18 protein-coding genes, 1 tRNA gene and 1 other RNA gene are annotated in these 19,231 nt (G+C 67.1%); all 20 read right to left on the minus strand.

Annotated elements, in window-relative coordinates; translation table 11 throughout:
- Positions 1 to 91: 91 nt before the first annotated feature.
- The 20 genes from ABWO17_RS04850 to ABWO17_RS04945 all read right to left on the minus strand — a co-directional run bounded on the left by ABWO17_RS04850 (position 92) and on the right by ABWO17_RS04945 (position 19,124).
- Positions 92 to 436: an STAS domain-containing protein gene (locus tag ABWO17_RS04850; protein WP_353116446.1), complete on the minus strand. Its 345-nt coding sequence runs from the start codon at positions 434 to 436 to the stop codon at positions 92 to 94.
- A complete protein-coding gene (locus tag ABWO17_RS04855) occupies positions 385 to 891 on the minus strand; it encodes an ATP-binding protein (protein ID WP_353116447.1) in 507 nt (168 codons plus the stop codon). Before ABWO17_RS04855 ends, ABWO17_RS04850 begins: the two co-directional genes overlap by 52 nt.
- Positions 892 to 904: 13 nt before the next feature.
- The gene (locus ABWO17_RS04860; RefSeq protein ID WP_353116448.1) at positions 905 to 2,332 is read right to left on the minus strand and encodes a PP2C family protein-serine/threonine phosphatase; all 1,428 of its coding nucleotides are present in this window, start codon (positions 2,330 to 2,332) and stop codon (positions 905 to 907) included.
- Positions 2,319 to 2,873 carry a D-aminoacyl-tRNA deacylase gene (locus tag ABWO17_RS04865; protein ID WP_353116449.1) on the minus strand — a complete coding sequence of 185 codons (555 nt, stop codon included), beginning with the start codon at positions 2,871 to 2,873 and terminating at the stop codon, positions 2,319 to 2,321. The genes ABWO17_RS04860 and ABWO17_RS04865 overlap by 14 nt, the downstream gene beginning before the upstream one ends.
- A gap of 68 nt (positions 2,874 to 2,941) precedes the next feature.
- On the minus strand, positions 2,942 to 4,756 hold the full coding sequence (locus tag ABWO17_RS04870) for a long-chain-fatty-acid--CoA ligase (RefSeq protein ID WP_353116450.1): 1,815 nt from the start codon (positions 4,754 to 4,756) through the stop codon (positions 2,942 to 2,944).
- Between the two features lie 389 nt (positions 4,757 to 5,145).
- Positions 5,146 to 6,552: a 2-C-methyl-D-erythritol 4-phosphate cytidylyltransferase gene (ispD, locus tag ABWO17_RS04875; protein WP_353116451.1), complete on the minus strand. Its 1,407-nt coding sequence runs from the start codon at positions 6,550 to 6,552 to the stop codon at positions 5,146 to 5,148.
- Between the two features lie 441 nt (positions 6,553 to 6,993).
- An RNA gene (gene rnpB / locus ABWO17_RS04880) (RNase P RNA component class A) lies at positions 6,994 to 7,357 on the minus strand.
- A gap of 26 nt (positions 7,358 to 7,383) precedes the next feature.
- The gene (locus tag ABWO17_RS04885) at positions 7,384 to 8,133 is read right to left on the minus strand and encodes a zinc ribbon domain-containing protein (protein WP_353116452.1); all 750 of its coding nucleotides are present in this window, start codon (positions 8,131 to 8,133) and stop codon (positions 7,384 to 7,386) included.
- 18 nt (positions 8,134 to 8,151) lie between these two features.
- Positions 8,152 to 9,186 carry a Nif3-like dinuclear metal center hexameric protein gene (locus ABWO17_RS04890; RefSeq protein WP_353116453.1) on the minus strand — a complete coding sequence of 345 codons (1,035 nt, stop codon included), beginning with the start codon at positions 9,184 to 9,186 and terminating at the stop codon, positions 8,152 to 8,154.
- 189 nt (positions 9,187 to 9,375) lie between these two features.
- Positions 9,376 to 9,451 (minus strand) — tRNA-Ile (locus ABWO17_RS04895).
- 150 nt (positions 9,452 to 9,601) lie between these two features.
- A complete protein-coding gene (locus ABWO17_RS04900) occupies positions 9,602 to 10,531 on the minus strand; it encodes an NAD(P)/FAD-dependent oxidoreductase (protein WP_353116454.1) in 930 nt (309 codons plus the stop codon).
- A gap of 232 nt (positions 10,532 to 10,763) precedes the next feature.
- On the minus strand, positions 10,764 to 11,510 hold the full coding sequence (locus ABWO17_RS04905) for a protein phosphatase CheZ (RefSeq protein WP_353116455.1): 747 nt from the start codon (positions 11,508 to 11,510) through the stop codon (positions 10,764 to 10,766).
- A gap of 410 nt (positions 11,511 to 11,920) precedes the next feature.
- Positions 11,921 to 12,364, minus strand: coding sequence for an NIL domain-containing protein (locus ABWO17_RS04910; protein WP_012611413.1), 444 nt, complete (start codon positions 12,362 to 12,364; stop codon positions 11,921 to 11,923).
- Between the two features lie 33 nt (positions 12,365 to 12,397).
- On the minus strand, positions 12,398 to 13,399 hold the full coding sequence (gene ybgF, locus ABWO17_RS04915) for a tol-pal system protein YbgF (protein WP_353116456.1): 1,002 nt from the start codon (positions 13,397 to 13,399) through the stop codon (positions 12,398 to 12,400).
- A gap of 100 nt (positions 13,400 to 13,499) precedes the next feature.
- Positions 13,500 to 13,694 (minus strand): PLD nuclease N-terminal domain-containing protein, encoded by a 195-nt coding sequence (locus tag ABWO17_RS04920; RefSeq protein ID WP_309541795.1) that lies wholly within the window; start codon positions 13,692 to 13,694, stop codon positions 13,500 to 13,502.
- Between the two features lie 9 nt (positions 13,695 to 13,703).
- Complete coding sequence (gene lspA / locus ABWO17_RS04925; RefSeq protein WP_353116457.1) at positions 13,704 to 14,201, minus strand: signal peptidase II; 498 nt, start codon at positions 14,199 to 14,201, stop codon at positions 13,704 to 13,706.
- Positions 14,202 to 14,288: 87 nt separating this feature from the next.
- Positions 14,289 to 17,114, minus strand: a complete 2,826-nt coding sequence (gene ileS / locus ABWO17_RS04930; protein WP_353116458.1) for an isoleucine--tRNA ligase — start codon at positions 17,112 to 17,114, stop codon at positions 14,289 to 14,291.
- A gap of 396 nt (positions 17,115 to 17,510) precedes the next feature.
- Entirely contained in the window at positions 17,511 to 18,158 is a 648-nt protein-coding gene (locus ABWO17_RS04935) for an arylesterase (RefSeq protein WP_353116459.1), read from the minus strand.
- A gap of 146 nt (positions 18,159 to 18,304) precedes the next feature.
- Entirely contained in the window at positions 18,305 to 18,556 is a 252-nt protein-coding gene (locus ABWO17_RS04940; protein WP_012611419.1) for a HypC/HybG/HupF family hydrogenase formation chaperone, read from the minus strand.
- Positions 18,557 to 18,629: 73 nt separating this feature from the next.
- Positions 18,630 to 19,124, minus strand: a complete 495-nt coding sequence (locus ABWO17_RS04945) for a HyaD/HybD family hydrogenase maturation endopeptidase (RefSeq protein WP_353116460.1) — start codon at positions 19,122 to 19,124, stop codon at positions 18,630 to 18,632.
- Positions 19,125 to 19,231: the final 107 nt, after the last annotated feature.

Raw genomic sequence — 19,231 nt, forward strand, 5'->3', positions numbered from 1 at the left:
GGCGTGCCGCGTATCCGGACTGCGGGCGAGGGAAGACCGTGTTCCTGTCGTGGCGTGCCTTGGCCCCGTGGCTGACGGCACCAGGGGGAAGCTAGTCCGGCAGAAGGGCCAGCAAATCTACCTCGTCGCCAAGGATGGGAAAGAACCCGGTGAGTTGCGCGGTTTCCATGGTGTGCACCGCCTCTGCGGTGGGCCGGTACAGCAGCAGGCGGCGGCCCATGGACCGCGCCTTGGTGCTGGCGGCCACCAGCGTGCCCAGGCCCGAGCTGTCCATGAACGACACGGCGCCAAGGTCCAGCACCACGTCGGACACACCCTTTCGGGCGAACAGCCGTTCCAGTTCGTTGCGGACCTCGGTGGCGTTGGCCAGGGTCAGCTCGCCTGTCAGCGCCGCGACAAGGATGTTTCCGTGATCGTCAAGCTCGAGGTGCGCCATTGTTCCTCCGGGATGGCCAATTGCAGGTGCAGGGTGTTGCCGTCGGGGCCGGTGGCACCCGTCACGGCATCGCACAGGCAGGTGATGATGTGCAAGCCCCGTCCTGACGTGGCTTCCGGAGCCACTCCCGACGGGCCAGACGGGCCAGACGGGCCAGACAGGCCAGACAGGCCGGGCGGGGGCAGCGGGCAAGCCGCGCAGCCGCGGCCCCAGTCGGTGACGGCCAGTTCCATGCCCACGCGCGGGGTCACCGTCAGGCGCACCCGCAACGGGCCGGGTTGCCCTTCCGGGTAGGCATGGCGCACCACGTTGGCGCATGCCTCCGCCGTGACCAGTTCCAGCGGGTGCACCAGTGTGGGCGTGGCCAGGTAGGCGGCCATGGTAGCGGCGATGCCGCGCACGAAGGGGCGGTAGGTTTCGCGCAGGGCGGTGGTGGTGAATTCGTAATCGTGCATGGTGCGCTTCCGTTCAATCGGTCCCGGAGGGTTCGTCCAGATTCACCAGTTGGCCGATGATGGGACCGTCGCGGCGAATCCACAGGGCGGTCACGTCGTCGCGGAAGGGCGGCATGCCGCCCGCCGCATCGTGCAAGGCCGATTCCATGGTGGCCAGCACCTCGCGGCCCGCGCGCAGGCAGGGTTCGGTCAGTTCCAGAAACCGTTCGGGGCCAAGGCGGGCACCGCTGCCCACCGTCCAGTCGTGCAGCCCGTCGGTGAACAGCAGCAATTGGCTGCCGGGTGGAAAGGGGCGCAGTTCGGCAGCGAAGTCGGCATTGAAGAACCCCAGCAGCGGCGCATTGGAAGTCAGGCGGGCCACCTGCCCGTCGTCACCGCGCAGCAGGGCGGGGCAATGCCCGGCATTGACGTATTCCAGCGTGCCCGCGTCGAAGTCGATGTCGCCCGCGAACAGGGTGACGAAGTCCGGCTCGCCGCCAATGATGTCCACCAGGTGCCGGTTGATGCGTCGCACGGTTTCGGGCAGGGGCTGAGGCGGCATGCCGTCGTTCTGGGCGCGTACCAGGGTGCGCACGATGCTCATGAGAAAGGCGGCGCGGGCACCGTGGCCGGACACGTCGGCGATGACCACCCGCAGCACCGGACCGTCGGCGCCATGCGGGACATGCCGGACCGGGGAAGCCTGCTGCCCCACATGCTGCCCTGCTGGGGAAGGCTGTGTCGGGGGCGCGGAGGGGGGGGCAGCGACCGGAGCGCGCGGCGGCAGCAGGAAGTAGTCGAAATAGTCGCCGCTGGCATCGCCAGAGGGGCGATACAGGCTTTCCACGTGCAGGCCCGGCAGATACGGCGAGGACGAAGGCAGCAGGCGCATCTGCAATTCGGCCACGCGGGCCATCTCGCGGGTCAGCCGGTCGGAATAGGCGCGCAGGCGGCGGGCCATGCGGGCCTGCCGGGCGCCCACGGACACGCGGGCGTCCAGTTCCAGCGGTTCCAGCGGCAGGCGCAGGGCGTCGTTGGCGCCCATGGCCAGGGCATCGGCCCGCAGGGCATGGTCTTCCGGCTCGGTGAGCACGATGAGGAACACGTCCTCGTCACCGCGTACGGAGCGGATGGCCCGCACCAAGTCAAGCACGGCTCGGTGGCCGCCCGTGTGCCCGGCAGCTGTCGATGCGGGCGCCGACGGCGGGGGCACGGGGTCGTAAGGGGGCGGCGGGGGTGCGGCAAGGGGCGGGGGGGTATGCGCCGGGTCGGGCAGTGCGGGGTCGGGCAGGGCGGCGTCGATGATCACCACGTGCGGGCGGCGCGCGGCGTGCATGTCCAGCGCTTCGGCCAGGGTGGCGGCGCGCAGCACGGTGCGGCCCGTGCCGGGCAGGCGGCGCAGCGCCTCGCGCGTCAGCGGCGAGGGCGCGGCGATGAGAAGGGTGATGTCATCCGCCGCCATGGGGTGGTCGCCGCTCCGGAAAGAGGTCGTCGTCGCTCAGCCAGATGGTTACCGGCCCCCAGTTGATGAGGGAGACGTCCATGTCGGCCGCGAAGATGCCACAGCGTACCCGCCCCGGCAGGCGCGCGTCAATATCGGTGGCCAGTTGATCGAACAGGCGCTCGGCCACCGCGGGTGGTGCGGCGGCGGAAAATGACGGTCGGCGGCCCTTGCGGCAGTCTGCGTGCAGGGTGAACTGGGGCACCAGCAGCAACTGGCCCAAGGGGGCGCCGGTCACAACACCGCCTTCCCCGGTACCCTGCATGCTGGCGGGCACGGCCCATTCGCGCAGGCCCACGTTCATCTTGCCCGCGCCGTCGGGAAACACGCGCAGGTCCAGCAGCTTGTCGATCATGCCCGCCCAGCGGGATTCGCCGGGCAGCGCGGCGGTGTCGCGTGGGCCAAAGCCCGCCAGCACCACCAGCCCCGGCCCGATGACGGCCACGGTCTCGCCGCCTACCGCCACCGATCCCCGGCGCGCCCGTTGCAACAGCAGTCGCATGTCCGTTCCTCTGCCTTTGGGAGCGCGATGGTATGGAAGACCGCAGTACCGGTCCGCCGCAAGGGGGGCTACCGCGCCCCGTCGTCGTCGGAAACCTCGGGCTTCGCGGCAGTGCCCGATCCGCCCGATCCGCCCGATCTGCCCGATCCGGCTGATCCGCCCGATCCTGTGGAACCGGCGGCCAGTTCCGCTTTCAATTTCTCTTCTTCCTCGGCGCGCAGGATGCGGCGCAGCACCTTGCCCACCACGGTCTTGGGCAGGTCGTCGCGGAATTCCACCTGCTTGGGCACCTTGTAGCTGGCCAGCTTTTCGCGGCAGTGGGCAACCACCTCGGCCTTGGTCAGCTTTTCGCCGGGCTTGACCACCACGAAGGCCTTGATCATTTCGCCGCGCGTGGGGTGGGGCACGCCCACGGTCACCGCTTCCTTGATCCTGGGGTGCTCGTGCAGCACCTCGTCGATTTCGCGCGGGTACACGTTGTAGCCGCCCACCAGGAACATGTCCTTCTTGCGATCCACGATGGTGAAGTAGCCGTCCTCGTCCATGGTGGCGATGTCGCCGGTGTACAGCCAGCCGTTGCGCAGGGTGTTGGCGGTTTCGTCCGGGCGGTTCCAGTAGCCCTTCATGATCTGCGGGCCACGGATGATCAGTTCGCCCACCTTGCCCGTGGGCAGCGGTACCTGACCCACCTCCATGTCCACGATGCGCGCCTCGGTGTCCGGAAAGGGGATGCCGATGGAGCCGGTCTTGCTGACCCCGTGGATGGGGTTCAGGTGGGTGACCGGCGAGGCCTCGGTCAGGCCGAAGCCCTCGATGACCTGCGCCCCGGTAAGTTCCCTGAACCGCTTGATATGCTCCACCGGCATGGGTGCCGACCCCGAGATGCAGTAGCGGATGGAGGTCAGGTCGTAGTCGCCCACCTCTTTCTGCTGCATCAGCGAGATGTAGATGGAGGGCGCGCCGGGGAAGATGGTGGGCTTGTGCTTCTGGATGCCCACCAGCACGTCGCGCGGGACATAGCGCGGGAAGGGCACGATGGTGGCCGAAAGGGCCGTGGGCAGGGTAAGGCAGGTGGTCAGCCCGTAGACATGGAAGTAGGGCATCAGCCCCAGGAAGCAGTGGTCCATGTCGCGGGCGGCACCAAGAATGGTGGTGATCTGCTGCACGTTCACCGACATGTTGTGGTGCGTCAGCATGACCCCCTTGGAGATGCCCGTGGTGCCGCCGGTATATTGCAGCACGGCCAGGTCTTCGGTGGGGTTGCACGTGGTGGTGGAGTGGCGGGCCTTGCCCTTGAGCAGGCTTTTCCACGGCAGCACGTGTTTGCCGTCGAAGGGCAGGTCGCGCCAGGTGCCCTCGCGCTTGGCCTTGAAGGCGTACAGCAGGTTGAGCGGGAAGGACAGCCCGTCGCCGATGCGGGTGAGGAAATACTTGTCGATGCCCAGCTTTTCGCGCAGGGGCTCGATCTTGGGCCACACCAGGTCGAGGGCGATCATGAACCGCGCGCCGGAATCGTGAACCTGGTGGACCAGTTCCTTTTCCATGTACAGCGGGTTGGTCATCACCACCACGCCGCCTGCCTTCAGCACCGCCCAGAAGGCAATGACCGTCTGCGGCAGGTTGGGCAACATGATCGACACCTTGTCGCCGCGCCGCACGCCCTGGGCGCGCAGGTTGGCGGCCATGACCTCCGCCAGTTGGCGCAACCTGGCGTAGCTGATGCGGTAGTTGCGGAAGGCAATGGCCGTGCGGCGGGGGGTTCGTTCCGCGGCCCTGTCCAGCAGGGTGAACAGCGGAAAGGTTTCGTAGCTGATGTGGGCGGGAACGCCTGCGTCATAGCTGGCCAGCCAGGGGAAATCGGCGGTGGGGGTGGTTTCGGTCATACGTGGTGGCGGACCGTGGCCGCCACATCATACCGCGCGTTCCGCCCGGCCCGGCAAGGCTCATGCGGCGCACGGGCGCTGGCGCAGGCCCGTATTGTTCGTGTGTTCAAGGGGATGGAAGGCAAACCTTCGGATTTGTACTATGCGGCCCGCGCCCGCGCAAGTCCTGCGGCAGGGGAAAAGGGCGTCCCGTGCCCGAATGCGTGCCGATGGAGTGCCGGGTGGGTGCCCGGCGCGTGTCTGGCGCACGTCTGGCGTACGTCTGGGGGGTGTCTGGGGCGCGTCGGGCGAGCGTCGAGCGAGTGTCTGGCGCGCATAGGCAGCATGGGCGCGTGGAATGCGTGCCCGGCGGGGCGGGTTTCAGCCCGCCCTCGTGCGTTCCGTTCAGGTCAGGCGGTGTCGGTGCCGTCGGGCGCGCCAGTCTCCACGGGATGGACAGGACTTGCGGAACGGTCCGTACCGGCGGGGGTGGGGGAACCGGGAATACTGGCGCTGCTGGCGGGACTGGCCGAACTGGCCGGACAGGGGGAACTGGGGGAACTGGCGGGTCGCAGGCCGGTCACGGTGGCCACGGCCTTCAACCCCTTCTTTTCGCCGGTGAAGCCCAGTTTTTCTTCGGTGGTGGCCTTCACGTTTACCATGGTTTCGTCCAGGGCCAGCAGGCGGCAGACGTTGCGGCGGATCTGTTCGCGCCACGGGGCCAGCCGGGGCACCTGGGCGATGATGGTCAGGTCCACGTTGGTGATTTCCAGTCCGGCAGAGCGGGTAAGGCCCAGCACCTCGTCCAGCAGCACGGCGGAGTTGGCGTTGTCCAGCGCGGCGTCCGTGTCCGGGAAATGCTGGCCGATGTCGCCGCCGCCGATGCAGCCCAAAAGGGCATCGGCAAGGGCGTGCAGCAGCACGTCGCCGTCGGAATGGGCCACCACCTCCGGCCCGCCGGGAATGGGCACGCCGCCCAGCTTCATGGGACGCCCCGGCTGGCCGACGCGGCCGGGACGTCCGGCACCTTCCTTCTGCACGTAGCGGTGCACGTCGTAGCCCCAGCCGGTGCAGGGGATCAGGCGGACCTGCCCGTTCCGGGCATCCCACGGGGAGCGGGCGGTGTCGGCATCGTCCAGCATGGCCAGGTCCTCCGGCGTGGTGATCTTGGCGTTGGCGATTTCGCCGGGCACCACGTGCACGGCAAGGCCGCAACGTTCCAGCAGTGCGGCGTCGTCGGTGACGGCCCAGCCCTCGGCGCGGGCGCGTTCATGCGCCGCACGCAACGGGGCCAGGGCAAAACCCTGCGGGGTCTGCACCGCCACCAGCCCGGACCTGTCCGGGGTGTGGGTGACCACGCCGTTGTCCGTCTGCTTGATGGTATCCGTCACCGCGATGCCCGGCACCACCCCCGGCGCGCCCTCGACCAGGGCGTCGAGTACCGCGTTGGACAGCGCGGTCGTGGCAAAGGGCCGGGCCGCATCGTGCACCAGCACCGCGTCGCACTCGCGCGGCAGGGCCGCAAGCCCCGCCGCCACCGAGTCCTGCCGCAGCGCGCCACCCGCCACCGCCCGCCACGGCACGCCCAGGGCGCGCCCGGCGTCCAGCACTGTCAGGCGCTCGCGCTCGGCCTCCAGCCTGTCCTGCGGTAACACGAAGATCAGCCCGCGCACCCGCGCCACCGCCGCGAATGTGCGCGCCGAACGCCAGTACAACGGTGCCCCCCGGTGCTGGATGAACTGCTTGGCCGTGGACAGCCCGGCTGCCGCCAGCCGGGTGCCGCTGCCCGCCGCGAGAACAATGGCCCATGCGTGCATGTACGGTCCTTGAAAAGAAAAGTGGAAAGGAGAGGGGAAAGATACGGGGGGAAGGGGGCTTTGCGCTCTGCGGCGCCATCCGTAAGGTTCGCGGTGTGCGGGCGCCATCTGTAAGCCTCACGCTTCGCGTTCGGCTAACAGCTGCGCGCACCGCGCTTACCTAACGGCTGCCGCAAAGCCCCCTGGCTCGCTCCTTCACCCAACGTCGTCTTAAACCAGGGTAAGGCATTCAAGCGCAGTGGAAGCCTTGCCCCGCGCTCGTCCTGTTTCGGTAAAAACAACCCCCAAATGAAAAGTTTGGGGGAAGGAGGGAGGGGGACCGGGGGAGGGAGGAAGGGACTTTTGCGGCAGCCGTTAGGTAAGCACGAAGTGCGAACCTTACGGATGGCGACCGCAGAGCGAAAAGCTCCCTTCCTCCCTCCCCGGTATGCCCTTGAAACCATCGGGAGTCGGACTGTAAGCCGGGTTCTGTACCCTTGCGGGTGGCTGTCATTCCTCTAGGAGCGCCGTTACCGACGCCCTCAAGCAACCGACCCGGAAGCATCGGCCGGGCAGGCCTCGAACGCTTCCCTATTTGGTCTTGCTCCGGACGGGGGTTACCGAGCCTGGCGCGTTGCCGCGCCAGCTGGTGGGCTCTTACCCCACCGTTTCACCCTTACCCGGCAGGCAAGCCTGCCGGGCGGTCTGTTTTCTGTGGCCCTGTCCGACGATCGCTCGTCCTGGGGGTTACCCAGCGTCCTGCCCTGCGGAGCCCGGACTTTCCTCCCCGGGCCTTGCGGCCCGCGACGACAGCCCGTCCGGCTCCCGAAAGTGGATGCGCGGCGTTACGGCCTATTCGGCGGCCGGTGTTTCCACGCAGAAGTGTTCGCTCCAGTAGATGAGGCGCTGGCAGTTGGGGCAGCTGAGAATCTGGGTGCCCTTCTGCAGTTCGATGTAGCTCTGCGGCGGAATGGAGATGTGGCAGCCGGAGCACACGCCCTTGTCCACGGGCACGATGACCGGGTTTTCCAGGCGCTGGCGGATGAATTCGTAGCGGCTCAGCACGGGCGGGGGAACTTCCTTGCCTGCGGCGTTGCGCTGCGATTCCAGGTCGGAAAGGCCTGCGCCGGCTTCGATCAGGCGCGCGTCAAGGCTGGCCTTCTTGGTTTCCAGTTCGGCCTTGAGGGTGCCGTAGCGCTCGTCCATTTCGGTCATGGCTTCGGTCTGGCGTTGCAACTCTTCGGCCAGGGCCAGCTTTTCCTCTTCGCGCGAGCGGTTCATCTTTTCCATGTTGTCCATTTCGCGCATCATGGCGTGGTATTCCTTGGTGTTACCCACGAGCATGAGCTTGGACTTGCTTTTCTTGATGCGCAGGGAATCGTCCTCGATCTCGGTGCCGAGGCGTTTTTCCTGTTCCTTCAGGTGGGTGAGCTTGTCGAGGAGGCGGTTGCGCTGCTCCTCGAGAACGTCGAAGCGCTGTTGCAGCCCTTCCACTTCCTGCGGCGCGTTCTTCAGTTCCGCCTTGATGCCGTAGATGTGGTCGTCCACCTTCTGCAGGGCGACAAGCTGTTCGATCTGCTTGAGATACAGGCTCAACGTCATATCCTCCTGAAATGCGGGTTAGGCCGGATGTTCCGGAACGCGGCCGCCGTCCGTGCCCGTGGGGGGAACGGGCAGGTGCAGCCGCAGTGGATCGCTGGATGGCAGGAAATGCACGGGCAGGCCGGGCAGCGCGGTGCGCAGGCCGTCGGCGAAGCGGCGCATCATTTCCTCTTCAAGGGCGAAGTGCCCCACGTCGAGCAGGCAGCCACGGGCTTCCAGCGCGGTGTGGTACTTCACGTCGCCGGTGACGAACACGTCGGCGCCACGGGCAAAGGCGGCATCGGCCAGCGAACTGCCGGAGCCGGTGCAGTAGCCCACCCGGCGAACCATGGCGGGCACGGGGCCGCTGACGTGGCAGTGGGCGCGCCCGGCAAGGCCGTGCAGGCGCCGGGCGAAGGCCGGAAATTCGAGCGGCTCGGGCAGGTCGCCCACCAGGCCGAAGCCGAAGATGCGCGCGGGCAGTTCCGGCTCGGCGGGCAGAAAGGCGGGCGCGACATCCTGCGGGGCATCCGACGTGATGGTCGCGCGGATGGCGGGCCAGGCGGCTGCCTCGCAACTCAGCACGGCAGTTTCGCCCAGCACCCGGTACGCCAGCACGCCGGGCAGGTCTGCCCAGTGCGGCGGGGGCGTTGCCGCCGCCACGATGCACCGGGTCACCCGTTCCTGGCGCAGGGTGGGTTCCAGCACTTCGGGCGATGCCAGCGCAAGGTCACGGGCCAGCCAGCCCACGGGGCCGTCGGGGTTGGCGTCCAGCGAGGTGTGCGCGGCGTACAGCCACGCACCGCGCGCCAATATGGCAGCAGCCACGGCGTGGTGGTCGTCCAGCGTGTCCAGCGCGCGGGGCGCCATGGACAGCGGATGGTGGGAAAGAATGACGTCGGCGCCAAGCTCCAGGGCGGCGGCGACGGCGGCGGGGGTGGGGTCGAGGCAGACGGCGAGGGCCGTTGCCGTCGCGTCGTGCCCGGCCACCTGCATGCCCGACCTGTCCCACTGGGCTGCGGATGCCGGAAATGCCGTTTTTTCAATAACGCTAATTATTTCAGAGCGTTTCATGTAAATTTCCCAAGCAAAGAGGGTGCTTCGCCGGATTTGCGCGGCGCAAGCACCCTCGAAGCGGCAAGGCGTGGTTCCGGAATTGGTGCTGCTCCAATGTCCGCGTTCCTGTCCCGTTGCTCTGTTGCACGGCAGGGGGCACAGGTGTGCCCGGTGCCGGGGCGGCGCAAGCGCCTGCCCGGGAAAATTTGGTGGGCCTAGCGTGACTCGAACACGCAACAAACCGGTTATGAGCCGGGGGCTCTGCCAATTGAGCTATAGGCCCGCGCGTAACCGGACCGGCCCGGCGCAATGCCCGGAATGCTGCCCGGTGAGCCGACTCTGATACGCCCGGGCGTTGCCGCTGTCAAGCAGGCCTCGCCACGACCCTGCCGGTGCCGCCGGGGGCTATCCGGCCTTCTTCATGCCGCCCTTTTCATCCCGCCTTCTTCATGCCGCACTGTTCCTTGGCGTAGGCGATGGCCGCACGGGCCGCCTTGGCCCCTTCGCCTACGGCCACGCCGATCTGCAGAAAACCGCCGGTGCAGTCACCCGCCGCGAAAATGCCGGGGATGTTGGTGCACTGCTCGTCATCGGCCATCAGGAACACCCCCTTGCGCTCCACGCCCAGGGAATAGGCGAAGTCGAGGGACGATGCCTCGCCCATGGCCACGAACAGGCCATCGGCAGCCGTTTCCGTGCCGTCCGCGTACACCACGCGCTCAAGGCCGTTGTCCCCGGCCAGCCGCGTGATCTTGCGGGTGTCCAGGGTGATGCCCGCGTCGGCCAGGCGCTGCCGGAAATCGGGGGTGAGCACGGGCTCCTTGCCCTGGGTGCAGATGGATACGTTGGGGGTGTACTGGGTCAGTTCCAGGGCCTGGTTGGCCGCGAAAATGCCTTCGCCCAGCACCAGCACCTGCTTGCCGCGATAGAAGAACCCGTCGCAGCTTACGCAGTACGACACGCCCTTGCCCTCAAAGTCGCCCAGGTTGTCGATGCCGGGGCGCACGCGGGCGACCCCTGTGGCCAGCACCACGGCGCAGGCATCGTATGCGCCCTTGTCGGTCTTGACGTGGAAGCCGCCGGAATCGCCGTGGTGCACGGCCAGCACGCGTTCCTCGCGCAGTTGCGCACCGAAGCGTGCGGCCTGCCTGCGCCCCCGCTCGATGAGGTCGCGCCCGGTGATGGTTTCGTCGAAGCCGAAGTAGTTGTCGATGTCGTAGTCGCCCGCCACCTTGGGGGCGCTGCCCAGCACCAGCGTGGGGATGCCCGCGCGGGCGGTGTAGATGGCGGCGGAAAGCCCGGCCGGGCCGGAGCCGATGATCACCAGCGGGGCGTTGGCGGAAGCGGACGTGGAATCGGACATGGGCATCTCCGTAAGGAAAGGCGCTGGCGGGGGGGCCGTGCGTCTGTTGCGTGTTTCCGGAAGGGCGCGCGGTACTGCGGGAGAGGGGAGCCGCCCGCGCATGGCGCGCCGAACCAGAAAGTAGGCAGTCCGAAGGGGCTGGCAAGGGGGACGCCGCGCAACGGTGCTGTTACTCGCCGCGCAACGGGTGGTGCGGAGGGCAGCGGCAGCCCCTGGCCGCAATGTCCGGAAGCTACAGGCCCAGTTGGGCGAGCAGGTCGTCCACGTTTTCCTGCGAGGTACCGCGTTGCGGCCCCTTCAGTTCGGAGACCACCTGGCGGGTTTCCGCCTCGATCTGCGAGATGTCCTTTTCCGGGGTTTCCTCACGCGCGCGAATCAGCAGGCCGGTGGACAGGTAGAGTTCCACCACGGTGTTTTCGATGGTGCGCAGGGCCTCGATGATCTTCTTGATGCGCTGGCCGGTCAGGTCCTGGAAGCCGAGGGTGGTCAGGATTTCCACAAGCCCCTCGCCCAGTTCTGCGTTGATCTGCACCATGCGCTCAAGGGCACGTTCCACGCCCGCTCCGGCGCGGACGGCCTCTATCAGCACTGCCGCTTCCTTCTGGCGTTCGATCTGCACCTCGACCACGTCCATGATCGATTCGGTGGCTTCCTGCGTGGTGACCAGGATTTCGTCCAGTTGGCGCGAGGCCTCGTTGAACAGGCGGTCGGCATCCTCGCGTTGCACGGGTTGCACGCCATCGGGCGCTTCCTGCCCGCCGGGCTTCGCGGCGGTGGAGATTTCGCGGTAGATGGTTTGCAGGCCCCCGCGCATGTCGTCGCTGATGCGGCGGTAGAATTCGCTTTCCACCAGTGCACGGGTAAGATTGGTGGTGAGTTCCCGTTCGATGGTGGCGGAAAGCACGTCGCGGATGTTCACGACGAGGTTGTTCGTCACGCGTTCCATCACGTTGTCGAGCAGTTCTTCCTGCGTGACCATGGTGCGCTCCTGCTGGTGGTGTGTGCGCCGTGCCGTGCGGCAGTGCGGTTGGCGTGGCCCGTGGGGGCTGGTTCCGGTCCGTGTCCGGGGCCGGATGTGCGCCAGAACCGGGGTAAAACCAGAAACCCGATCTGGGGCCGGAAGTCCGCAGTGGCGAACCTAGCAGATAGCACGCCGCCGGAAAAGCGGAAAACCGGGGAAAGGTGTGCCTGCCGACACGTGGGGGGGGCTTTGCAGTACGGCACGGCGTGGGGACGTTGCCTGGCATCGCGCGGGCGAGAAGGGCGGGGGCTGTGCCGAAAAGATGCGGGGGGTGCGCGGCTTGTTCCGCGCACCCCCCGCCGGGGTGTCTCATTGCAGGGCTGGCATGGGCAACGCCCATGCGGGAGTGGCCCGTGCGGCAGCGGCGGCTACAGGCCGCCGTTCTCCACTTCCACGTTCATGGCACCCACGGGGCACACGCGCGTACACAGGCCGCAGGCGGTGCAACGATCCTTGTCGAACACCACGACCCGCGCCTCGATGTCCATGGCCAGGGCCGAGGTGGGACAGATGGCGGTGCACATGCCGCAGTGCATGCAACTGTCCTCGTCGCGCGAGATGCGCTGCGAGACGTCGGTGACGGTCACGTCCTGCTCGCGCAGGTAGGCGATACCCTTCAGACAGTTGTCTTCGCCCCCGGAAATCTCCAGGGTCAGGTAGCCTTCCTTGCGCGGGGTGATCTGGGCCTTCAGGATGTTGACCGTAAGGTCGTACCTGCGCACAAGGTCGCTCACGATGGGCTTGCCCGAGATTTCGGGCGGGAACGTGAGGTGGATGTTCTTGCGGTAAGGCTTGGTCTGTTGTTCGGTCATGCTGTTTCCGGGCCGGAGCACCGGGTACTCGGATTATTTGTTCTCGCTCAGGAACTTCTTGGCGCGCTGCGCTTCGGGCGAATCGGGCAGCTTCTTGATCAGCTCGTCCAGGCGCACCTTGCCGGCGTCCTTCTTGCCGAGCTTGTAGAAGCAGATGCCCTGCTTGAGCAGCGACGAAGCGTACTTGGGGCTCTTGGGATACTTGGAGATGACCTGTTCGTACGCCAGCGCCGAGCGGGCGAAGTCCTGCTGCTGGAAGTTGGCCTCACCCTGCCAGAACCACGCGTTGCTGGTCAGCTTGTGGTCCCCGAAGGTGTTGGTGAAATCGGTGAACGCCTTCACGGAATCCTTGTAGCGCCGCTCGTTGAACGCCGTCATGCCCTGGTCGTACAGCGCCTGGGCCGTGTCCACGGCCGCTGCGGCGGGCTTGGCGGCAGGTGCGGGGGCTGCATGGGCGGGTTCCGCGCTGGTCACGGCCATGGTGCCGCTTTGCGCCGGGGGCACCGTGACCGGCCCGCTGGGCTGGCTCGATGGCGCGACGACAAAGCCGTTCTCCTTGCCGGGGTTTACAAGCAGGACCGGGGCATTGGGATCGCCCGCGTGGGTCGTGCCGGTGGACGATACGGCGCCTGCGGCGCCCGCCGGGGCGGGGGTGGCCAGCACGCCGTCGATGTCGATGGCCAGTTGCGAGGCCATCTGCCGCAGGGCGATATCGTGGCGGTTCAGCTGGTCGCGCATCTGGGGCAGGTCGCGGCTCTGGTCGCCGGTGGCGCTGAGGCGCATCTGCATGTCGTCTATCTGGCCGCGCAGGGTCGCTATTTCCTGCCGGGTGGACTGCACCTGCGACCAGGTGTCCGCCTGGGCGGGCTGCACGCCGGAAAGCTGCGAGTTCAGGGTCTGGATCTGCTGGTCCTGGCGCATGACGCGCGCGTTCAGGGCGTCCACGTCTTCCTGGCGCACGCAGCCGACAAGCACCACCAGTGCGGCAAGGGAGCAGACGGGAAGGATACGACGGGAAAGGATGCGGGTCTTCATGGCTTTTGGTCCGCCTTTCGGTTCACTTTGCTTGGCGTAAGGGTTCGGTGCCCGCCGGGTGCCGACTTTGCGGCATGCCAGGTCGCGGGCCGGGCCTGTGTCAGGCCTTGCGGGCGCGCCGCTGGCCGAAGACGAGGTAGGCAAGGCCGCCGAGCACGGGAAGGAATATCCCGGCCGCCATCCACAAGGCCTTTTCGGCCGGGCGGTCGAACTCGTGCGAGTAAGAATGCCAGATGCACCACAGGTTGGGCAAGATGGGAATGGCAAGCAGGGGAATGAGCAGGGCCGTGTTCATCGGGGTTTCCTACCGGGCGTTCGAACTGTTGCGGGGGGCGGGCTGGCGGTACATGGCGATGAAGGCCAGGAACGCGCCCACGCAGATGGCGATGTCCGCCACGTTGAAGGCGGGCCAGTGCCAGTCGCCCACGTAGAAATCCAGAAAGTCGATCACCGCGCGAAAACGCACCCGGTCGATGAGGTTGCCGAGGGCACCGCCCAGAATGCATCCGAACCCGGTGAACAGCACCTTGTCGTCCTGCGCGGCGCGCGTCAGCGAGATGATGGCCCACACCGCAAGCACCGTGGCCACCAGGAACAGCCAGAACTGCCATTCGATGTCGGAGCGGTTCAGAAAGCCGAAGGCCGCGCCCCGGTTGCGCACGTTGACCAGGTCGAAAAGCCCGGCGATGACCGGCACGGAATGGTGTTCGGGAATGGCTGTCACCGCCCACAGCTTGGTAAGCTGGTCAAGGCCGATGACGGCGGCGGCGATGGAGAAGACCATGACGAATCTGGGACGCATGGGGCCTCTTGGGGCTTTGGGCGCATGCCCCGCCCGGCGGCGCGCACTGCGCCGCCGGAACGGGGAACATGATCGGTCCTGTTTTCGTTACTCTGCGCCGCCGGTGCGCAGCACCGTGGTGCAGCGGGCGCAGGCACCGGGGAAGTCGGGGTCGGCGCCCAGTTCCTCGTGGTAGATCCAGCAGCGTTCGCACTTGGCGCCGGGGGCCTTGGCCACGCCGATGCGCAAGCCCTTGACCTCTTCGGAGGCAAAGGCGTCTTGCGGCGCGTCTTCCAGCGGGGCGATGTTCAGCTTGGAGACGATGAACACCGCGCGCAGGTCGGTGCCGGTGGCGCGAAGCAGGTCGGCCAGCTTGTGGTCGGCGTACAGGGTCACGTGGGTGTCCAGCGAATGGCCCACCGTGCCCGCCTTGCGCAGCGGCTCGATGGCCTTGGTCACCTCTGACCGCACGGCCAGCACTGCCTCCCACCGTTCGCTCTCGTCGGAGCTGACGTTGTACAACGGGGTATCGGCCCCGCGCAGCGCGAACACCGTGGGCGCGGCGGGGCGCAGCGCTTCGGGGATATGGCGGAACACTTCCTCCGCCGTGAAGCTGAGCACCGGGGCCATGTCGCGCACCAGCACCAGCAGGATGTGCAAAAGGGCCGTCTGGGCAGAGCGGCGTTCCGGGCTGTCCTTGGCAGAGGCGTACAGGCGGTCCTTCAGCACGTCGAGGTAGAAGGCGCTGAGATCGGTCACGCACAGGTTGTGCAGGGTGTGGAACACCTTGTGGAACTCGAACTCGGAATAGGCTTCCTGGATGCGCGCGTGGGCATCGGTCATGATGTCCAGCGCGTAGCGGTCCAGCGGGTCCATGACCGAGAACGGCACGATCTCTTCGGGTGTCAGGTCGTCGATGTTGCCCAGCAGGTAGCGGCAGGTGTTGCGGATGCGCCGGTAGGCGTCCACCAGGCGGCTCAGGATTTCATCCGAGATGCGGATGTCCTCGCGGTAATCGACGGACGCCACCCACAGACGCAGCACTTCCGCGCCGTACTTGTCGATGATCTCCTGCGGGGCGATGACGTTGCCGATGGACTTGGACATCTTGCGGCCTTCGCCGTCCACCACGTAGCCGTGGGTGAGCACGGCGCGGTAGGGCGGCACGCCGCGCGTGCCGATGGAGGCCAGCAGGGAGCTGTGGAACCAGCCGCGATGCTGGTCCGAGCCTTCCAGGTACAGGTCCGCCGGGAACGCGGTGTCGCCGCGCTGTTCCAGCACGGCGGAGAAGCTGGTGCCTGAATCGAACCACACGTCCAGGATGTCGGTTTCCTTCTTCCAGTGGTTGCCGCCGCAGTGCGGGCAGGCCAGACCGGCGGGCACGATGTCTTCCAGCGGCGTTTCGTACCAGTAGTCGCAGCCGGTGGGGTGCTTGGCGAAACGGTCGGCGATGTCGCGCATCCAGGCGTCGTCGTTCCACGCCTCGCCGCAGCCTTCGCAGAGCAGGGCGATGATGGGCACGCCCCAGGTGCGCTGGCGCGAGATGCACCAGTCGGGGCGGAATTCGATCATGTTGTGGATGCGTTCCTCGCCCCAGGCGGGAATCCAGCGCACGTCGTTGCGGATGGCCGACAGCGCGCGGGCGCGCAGGTCGTTCTTTTCCATGGCGATGAACCACTGGGTGGTGGCCCGGAAGATGACCGGCTTCTTGCAGCGCCAGCAGTGCGGGTAGCTGTGCGAAATCTTGCGCTCCGCCAGCAGGTTGCCCACTTCGCGCAGCTTTTCGATGACCTTGGGGTTGGCCTCGAACACGGTCAGCCCGGCAAAGAAGGGCACGGAATCGAGGAAGCGGCCTTCGTCGTTCAGCGGCGAAAGGATTTCCAGCCCGTAGCGCAGGCCGGTCTCGTAGTCCTCGCGGCCATGGCCGGGGGCGGTGTGCACGCAGCCGGTGCCGGAATCGAGCACCACGTAGTCGGCCAGCACCACCGGCGAGGGGCGGTCGTAGAAGGGGTGCGCGGCGGCAAGGCCTTCCAGCTTCGCTCCCGGCACGGTGGATACCACTTCGTACCCTTCCCAGCCGAAGGTCTTGGCGCTGCTTTCCACCAGCGCGGCGGCCAGCACGTAGTGCGCGCCGTCGTGGCGGACCACGGCGTAGTCATGGTCGGGGTGCACGGCCACGGCCATGTTGTCGGGCAGGGTCCACGGGGTGGTGGTCCAGATGACGATGTAGGCGCTGGCCGCGTCCGCCGGGGACAGGCCCAGCACATCCGCCACCCTGGCATCGCGCAGGGGAAAGCGCACGAAGATGGAGGGCGAGGTGTGGTCGTAGTATTCCACCTCGGCCTCGGCCAGGGCGGTCTGGCACGAACAGCACCAGTAGATGGGCTTCTTGCTGCGCACCACGTTGCCCGCGGCAACGAAGTTGCCGAGCTCGCGCGCGGTGGCCGACTCGTAGGCCGGGTCCATGGTCATGTACGGCTTGTCCCAGGCACCCAGCACGCCAAGGCGCTTGAATTCCTTGCGCTGGATGTCCAGATACTTTTCCGCGTACTGGCGGCAGCGCTTGCGCACCACGTGGGCGGGCAGTTCCTTTTTCTTTTCGCCCAGTTCCTGTTCCACCTTGTGTTCGATGGGCAGGCCGTGACAGTCCCAGCCGGGCACGTAGCGGGCAGAATAGCCCTGCATGTTGCGCGACTTGACCACCATGTCCTTCAGGATCTTGTTCAGCGCCGTCCCCAGGTGAATGTGCCCGTTGGCATAGGGGGGGCCGTCGTGCAGGACGTACTGGCCCTTTTGGCCCGATGCCTGCGCCATGGCGGCGTAGGCGTCGATGCCTTCCCAGAACTTGAGCATTTCCGGCTCGCGCTGGGTAAGGTTGGCCTTCATGGGAAATTTGGTGTCGGGCAGATGCAGGGTCTTCTTGTAGTCGCTCATGGACGTGCTGCTCCTGGGAGGTGTCGGCATGCCGGAAGGTCCGGTCGGCGGCGCATGGCCGCGCCCGGCGGGGGTGACGGCGCGTGGCGCGCACCGCCGGGTGATGCAAACCGATGTAATTGGTTCAAGAAGGTGCGGAAGTCAAGCCGCGCGCGGCCCGCACGGGGACTGGGACGGCGGGCGGAGGGGGCGGCGTGCGCGGAACGGACGCACGAGGTGGCCGCTGTGACGCGTGAAGAATGCCTGCGTTGTGGATGGAAAAGGGGGGGGGCGAGACGCGCCTGACGGGAAAAACCTGAGCGGGAGTGTCTGCGAATGTGTTGGGCCGAACGTGTTGGGCCGGAAGCGTTGGGCCGGGCGTATTGGCCTGACGGTTCCGGCGTGTTGCCGCGTCCGCTACCCCCTGTTGCAGCCCGTACCGCCAATCATGCCCAGCACGTACGGCAGGGCCGCGCGGGCCATGCGTTCCGAACCGGCGGCGTTGGGGTGCAGGCCGTCCCACAGGGTCAGGTCCGGAACGCCCCAGATGCCTTCCAGCACGTAGGGCCACAGGGGCACGCCGAACCGCGCGGCCAGGCGCGGGAACAGGGCGTCGTATGCTTCGGCATAGTCCGGATCATCTGCGAACTCTGCCCTGAACCCGGCCAGCAGGGCGGGGACGCGCCGTTCGGCCAGCAGGGTCAGGATGGCGGACAGATTCTCTTCCATGTCTTCCGGGTCCAGCCCCATGAAGCCGTCGTTGGCGCCCAGTTCGACAATGGCGAAGCAGCGCGGGAACGCGTTTTCGTCATTGTCGCCGCAGTCACCATCGCCGTTGGCGAAACCGGGGTTGCGCGCCAGCCATGCGCGCAGGCGGCGCAGGCCGCCCGCCGTGGTGTCGCCCGAAAGGCCCAGGTTGACCACGTTGGCGTCGATGGCTGCTGCCCCTGGGGAGCCCGCCCGCAACAGCCGTTCCAGCGCGGCGGGAAAGGCGGCGTCGGGCTCCAGGCCGTAGCCTTCTGTCAGGCTGTCGCCGAGGGCGAGGATGCCAAGTGGTTTGGGCATGGCGGGCTCCGTCAGGTGCCCCGGCTTGCCTGACCGGGGAAAGTGGCCGGGAAACAGGAAGGGGGAAGAACGTGCGCCGGTGCGGCGTTCTTCCCCGTGATTCGGTGTGTCCGGAAGCGGGCTGGTACCGCGCGCGCCCGGCGTGCCTAGAACCCGGCGGGCTGGCCTTCCACGGCCTCGGACATTTCACGCAGCAGCCGCAGGGTTTCCTCTGCCTCGGCCTTGTCCAGCACGCGCAGGGCAAACCCGGCGTGCACGATGACGTATTCGCCGATGGCGGGGCGTTCGGGCAGCAGCATGGCCGAGACGTTGAGGTAGGTTTCGCTCTTGCCCACACGACACTTGGCCATGCCGGCATCATTGATTTCCACGATCTCGGCGGGAATGGCGAGGCACATCGGGTCTGCTCCGTCGGGTTGGTCGCCTGACAATCCAGGCTGGTTGTACGGCCTGATTGCTCAGGCGAGGTGCTCAGTCCGTGACCGGGGTGCAGTCGCCGCCCGCGCGGCGTACCTCTGCTACCACGGCGTCGCACAGCAGGGGCAGGCGCTGGCCTGCCACGGGGGAAAGTTCGGTGCCCAACGACTGATAGTCGTGCGGCTCCATGCCGATGATCACCGCTTCTGGCCGTTTGCCCACCAGTTCGCAGAAGATCAGGGTGTCCACGAGGTCGGTCTGGTGCATGGAGTCGTTGAAGCCGAGGCTCTTGCGCAGGTCTTCGCCGGTCAGGCGGTAGATGGCGCCGGGTTCGTCCCCCGCAAGCACGGCATCCACCACGATCAGGTGGTCGCACGCCATTATGGCGTCCATGAGCCGCATGCCCAGCGTGCCGCCGTCCATGACGGTGACGTTGTCGCTGAAGGCATGCGCCGTTTGCAGCGCCTCCACGGCGCGCACGCCGATGCCTTCGTCGGTGTACAGGATGTTGCCCACGCCAAGGACGAGGATGTTGGGGCGATTGCTCATGTGGGGTGTACTATAGGGTTGGAAAAGGCCCGGCGCAAGGCCGGGCCTTTTGGTTTTCACGGATGCCGTGCATGTTCCTGCCACCTGCCCCGACATGCCGGTTTCGG

The sequence above is a fragment of the Nitratidesulfovibrio sp. genome, assembly GCF_040373385.1.
Taxonomy (GTDB): Bacteria; Desulfobacterota; Desulfovibrionia; order Desulfovibrionales; family Desulfovibrionaceae; genus Cupidesulfovibrio.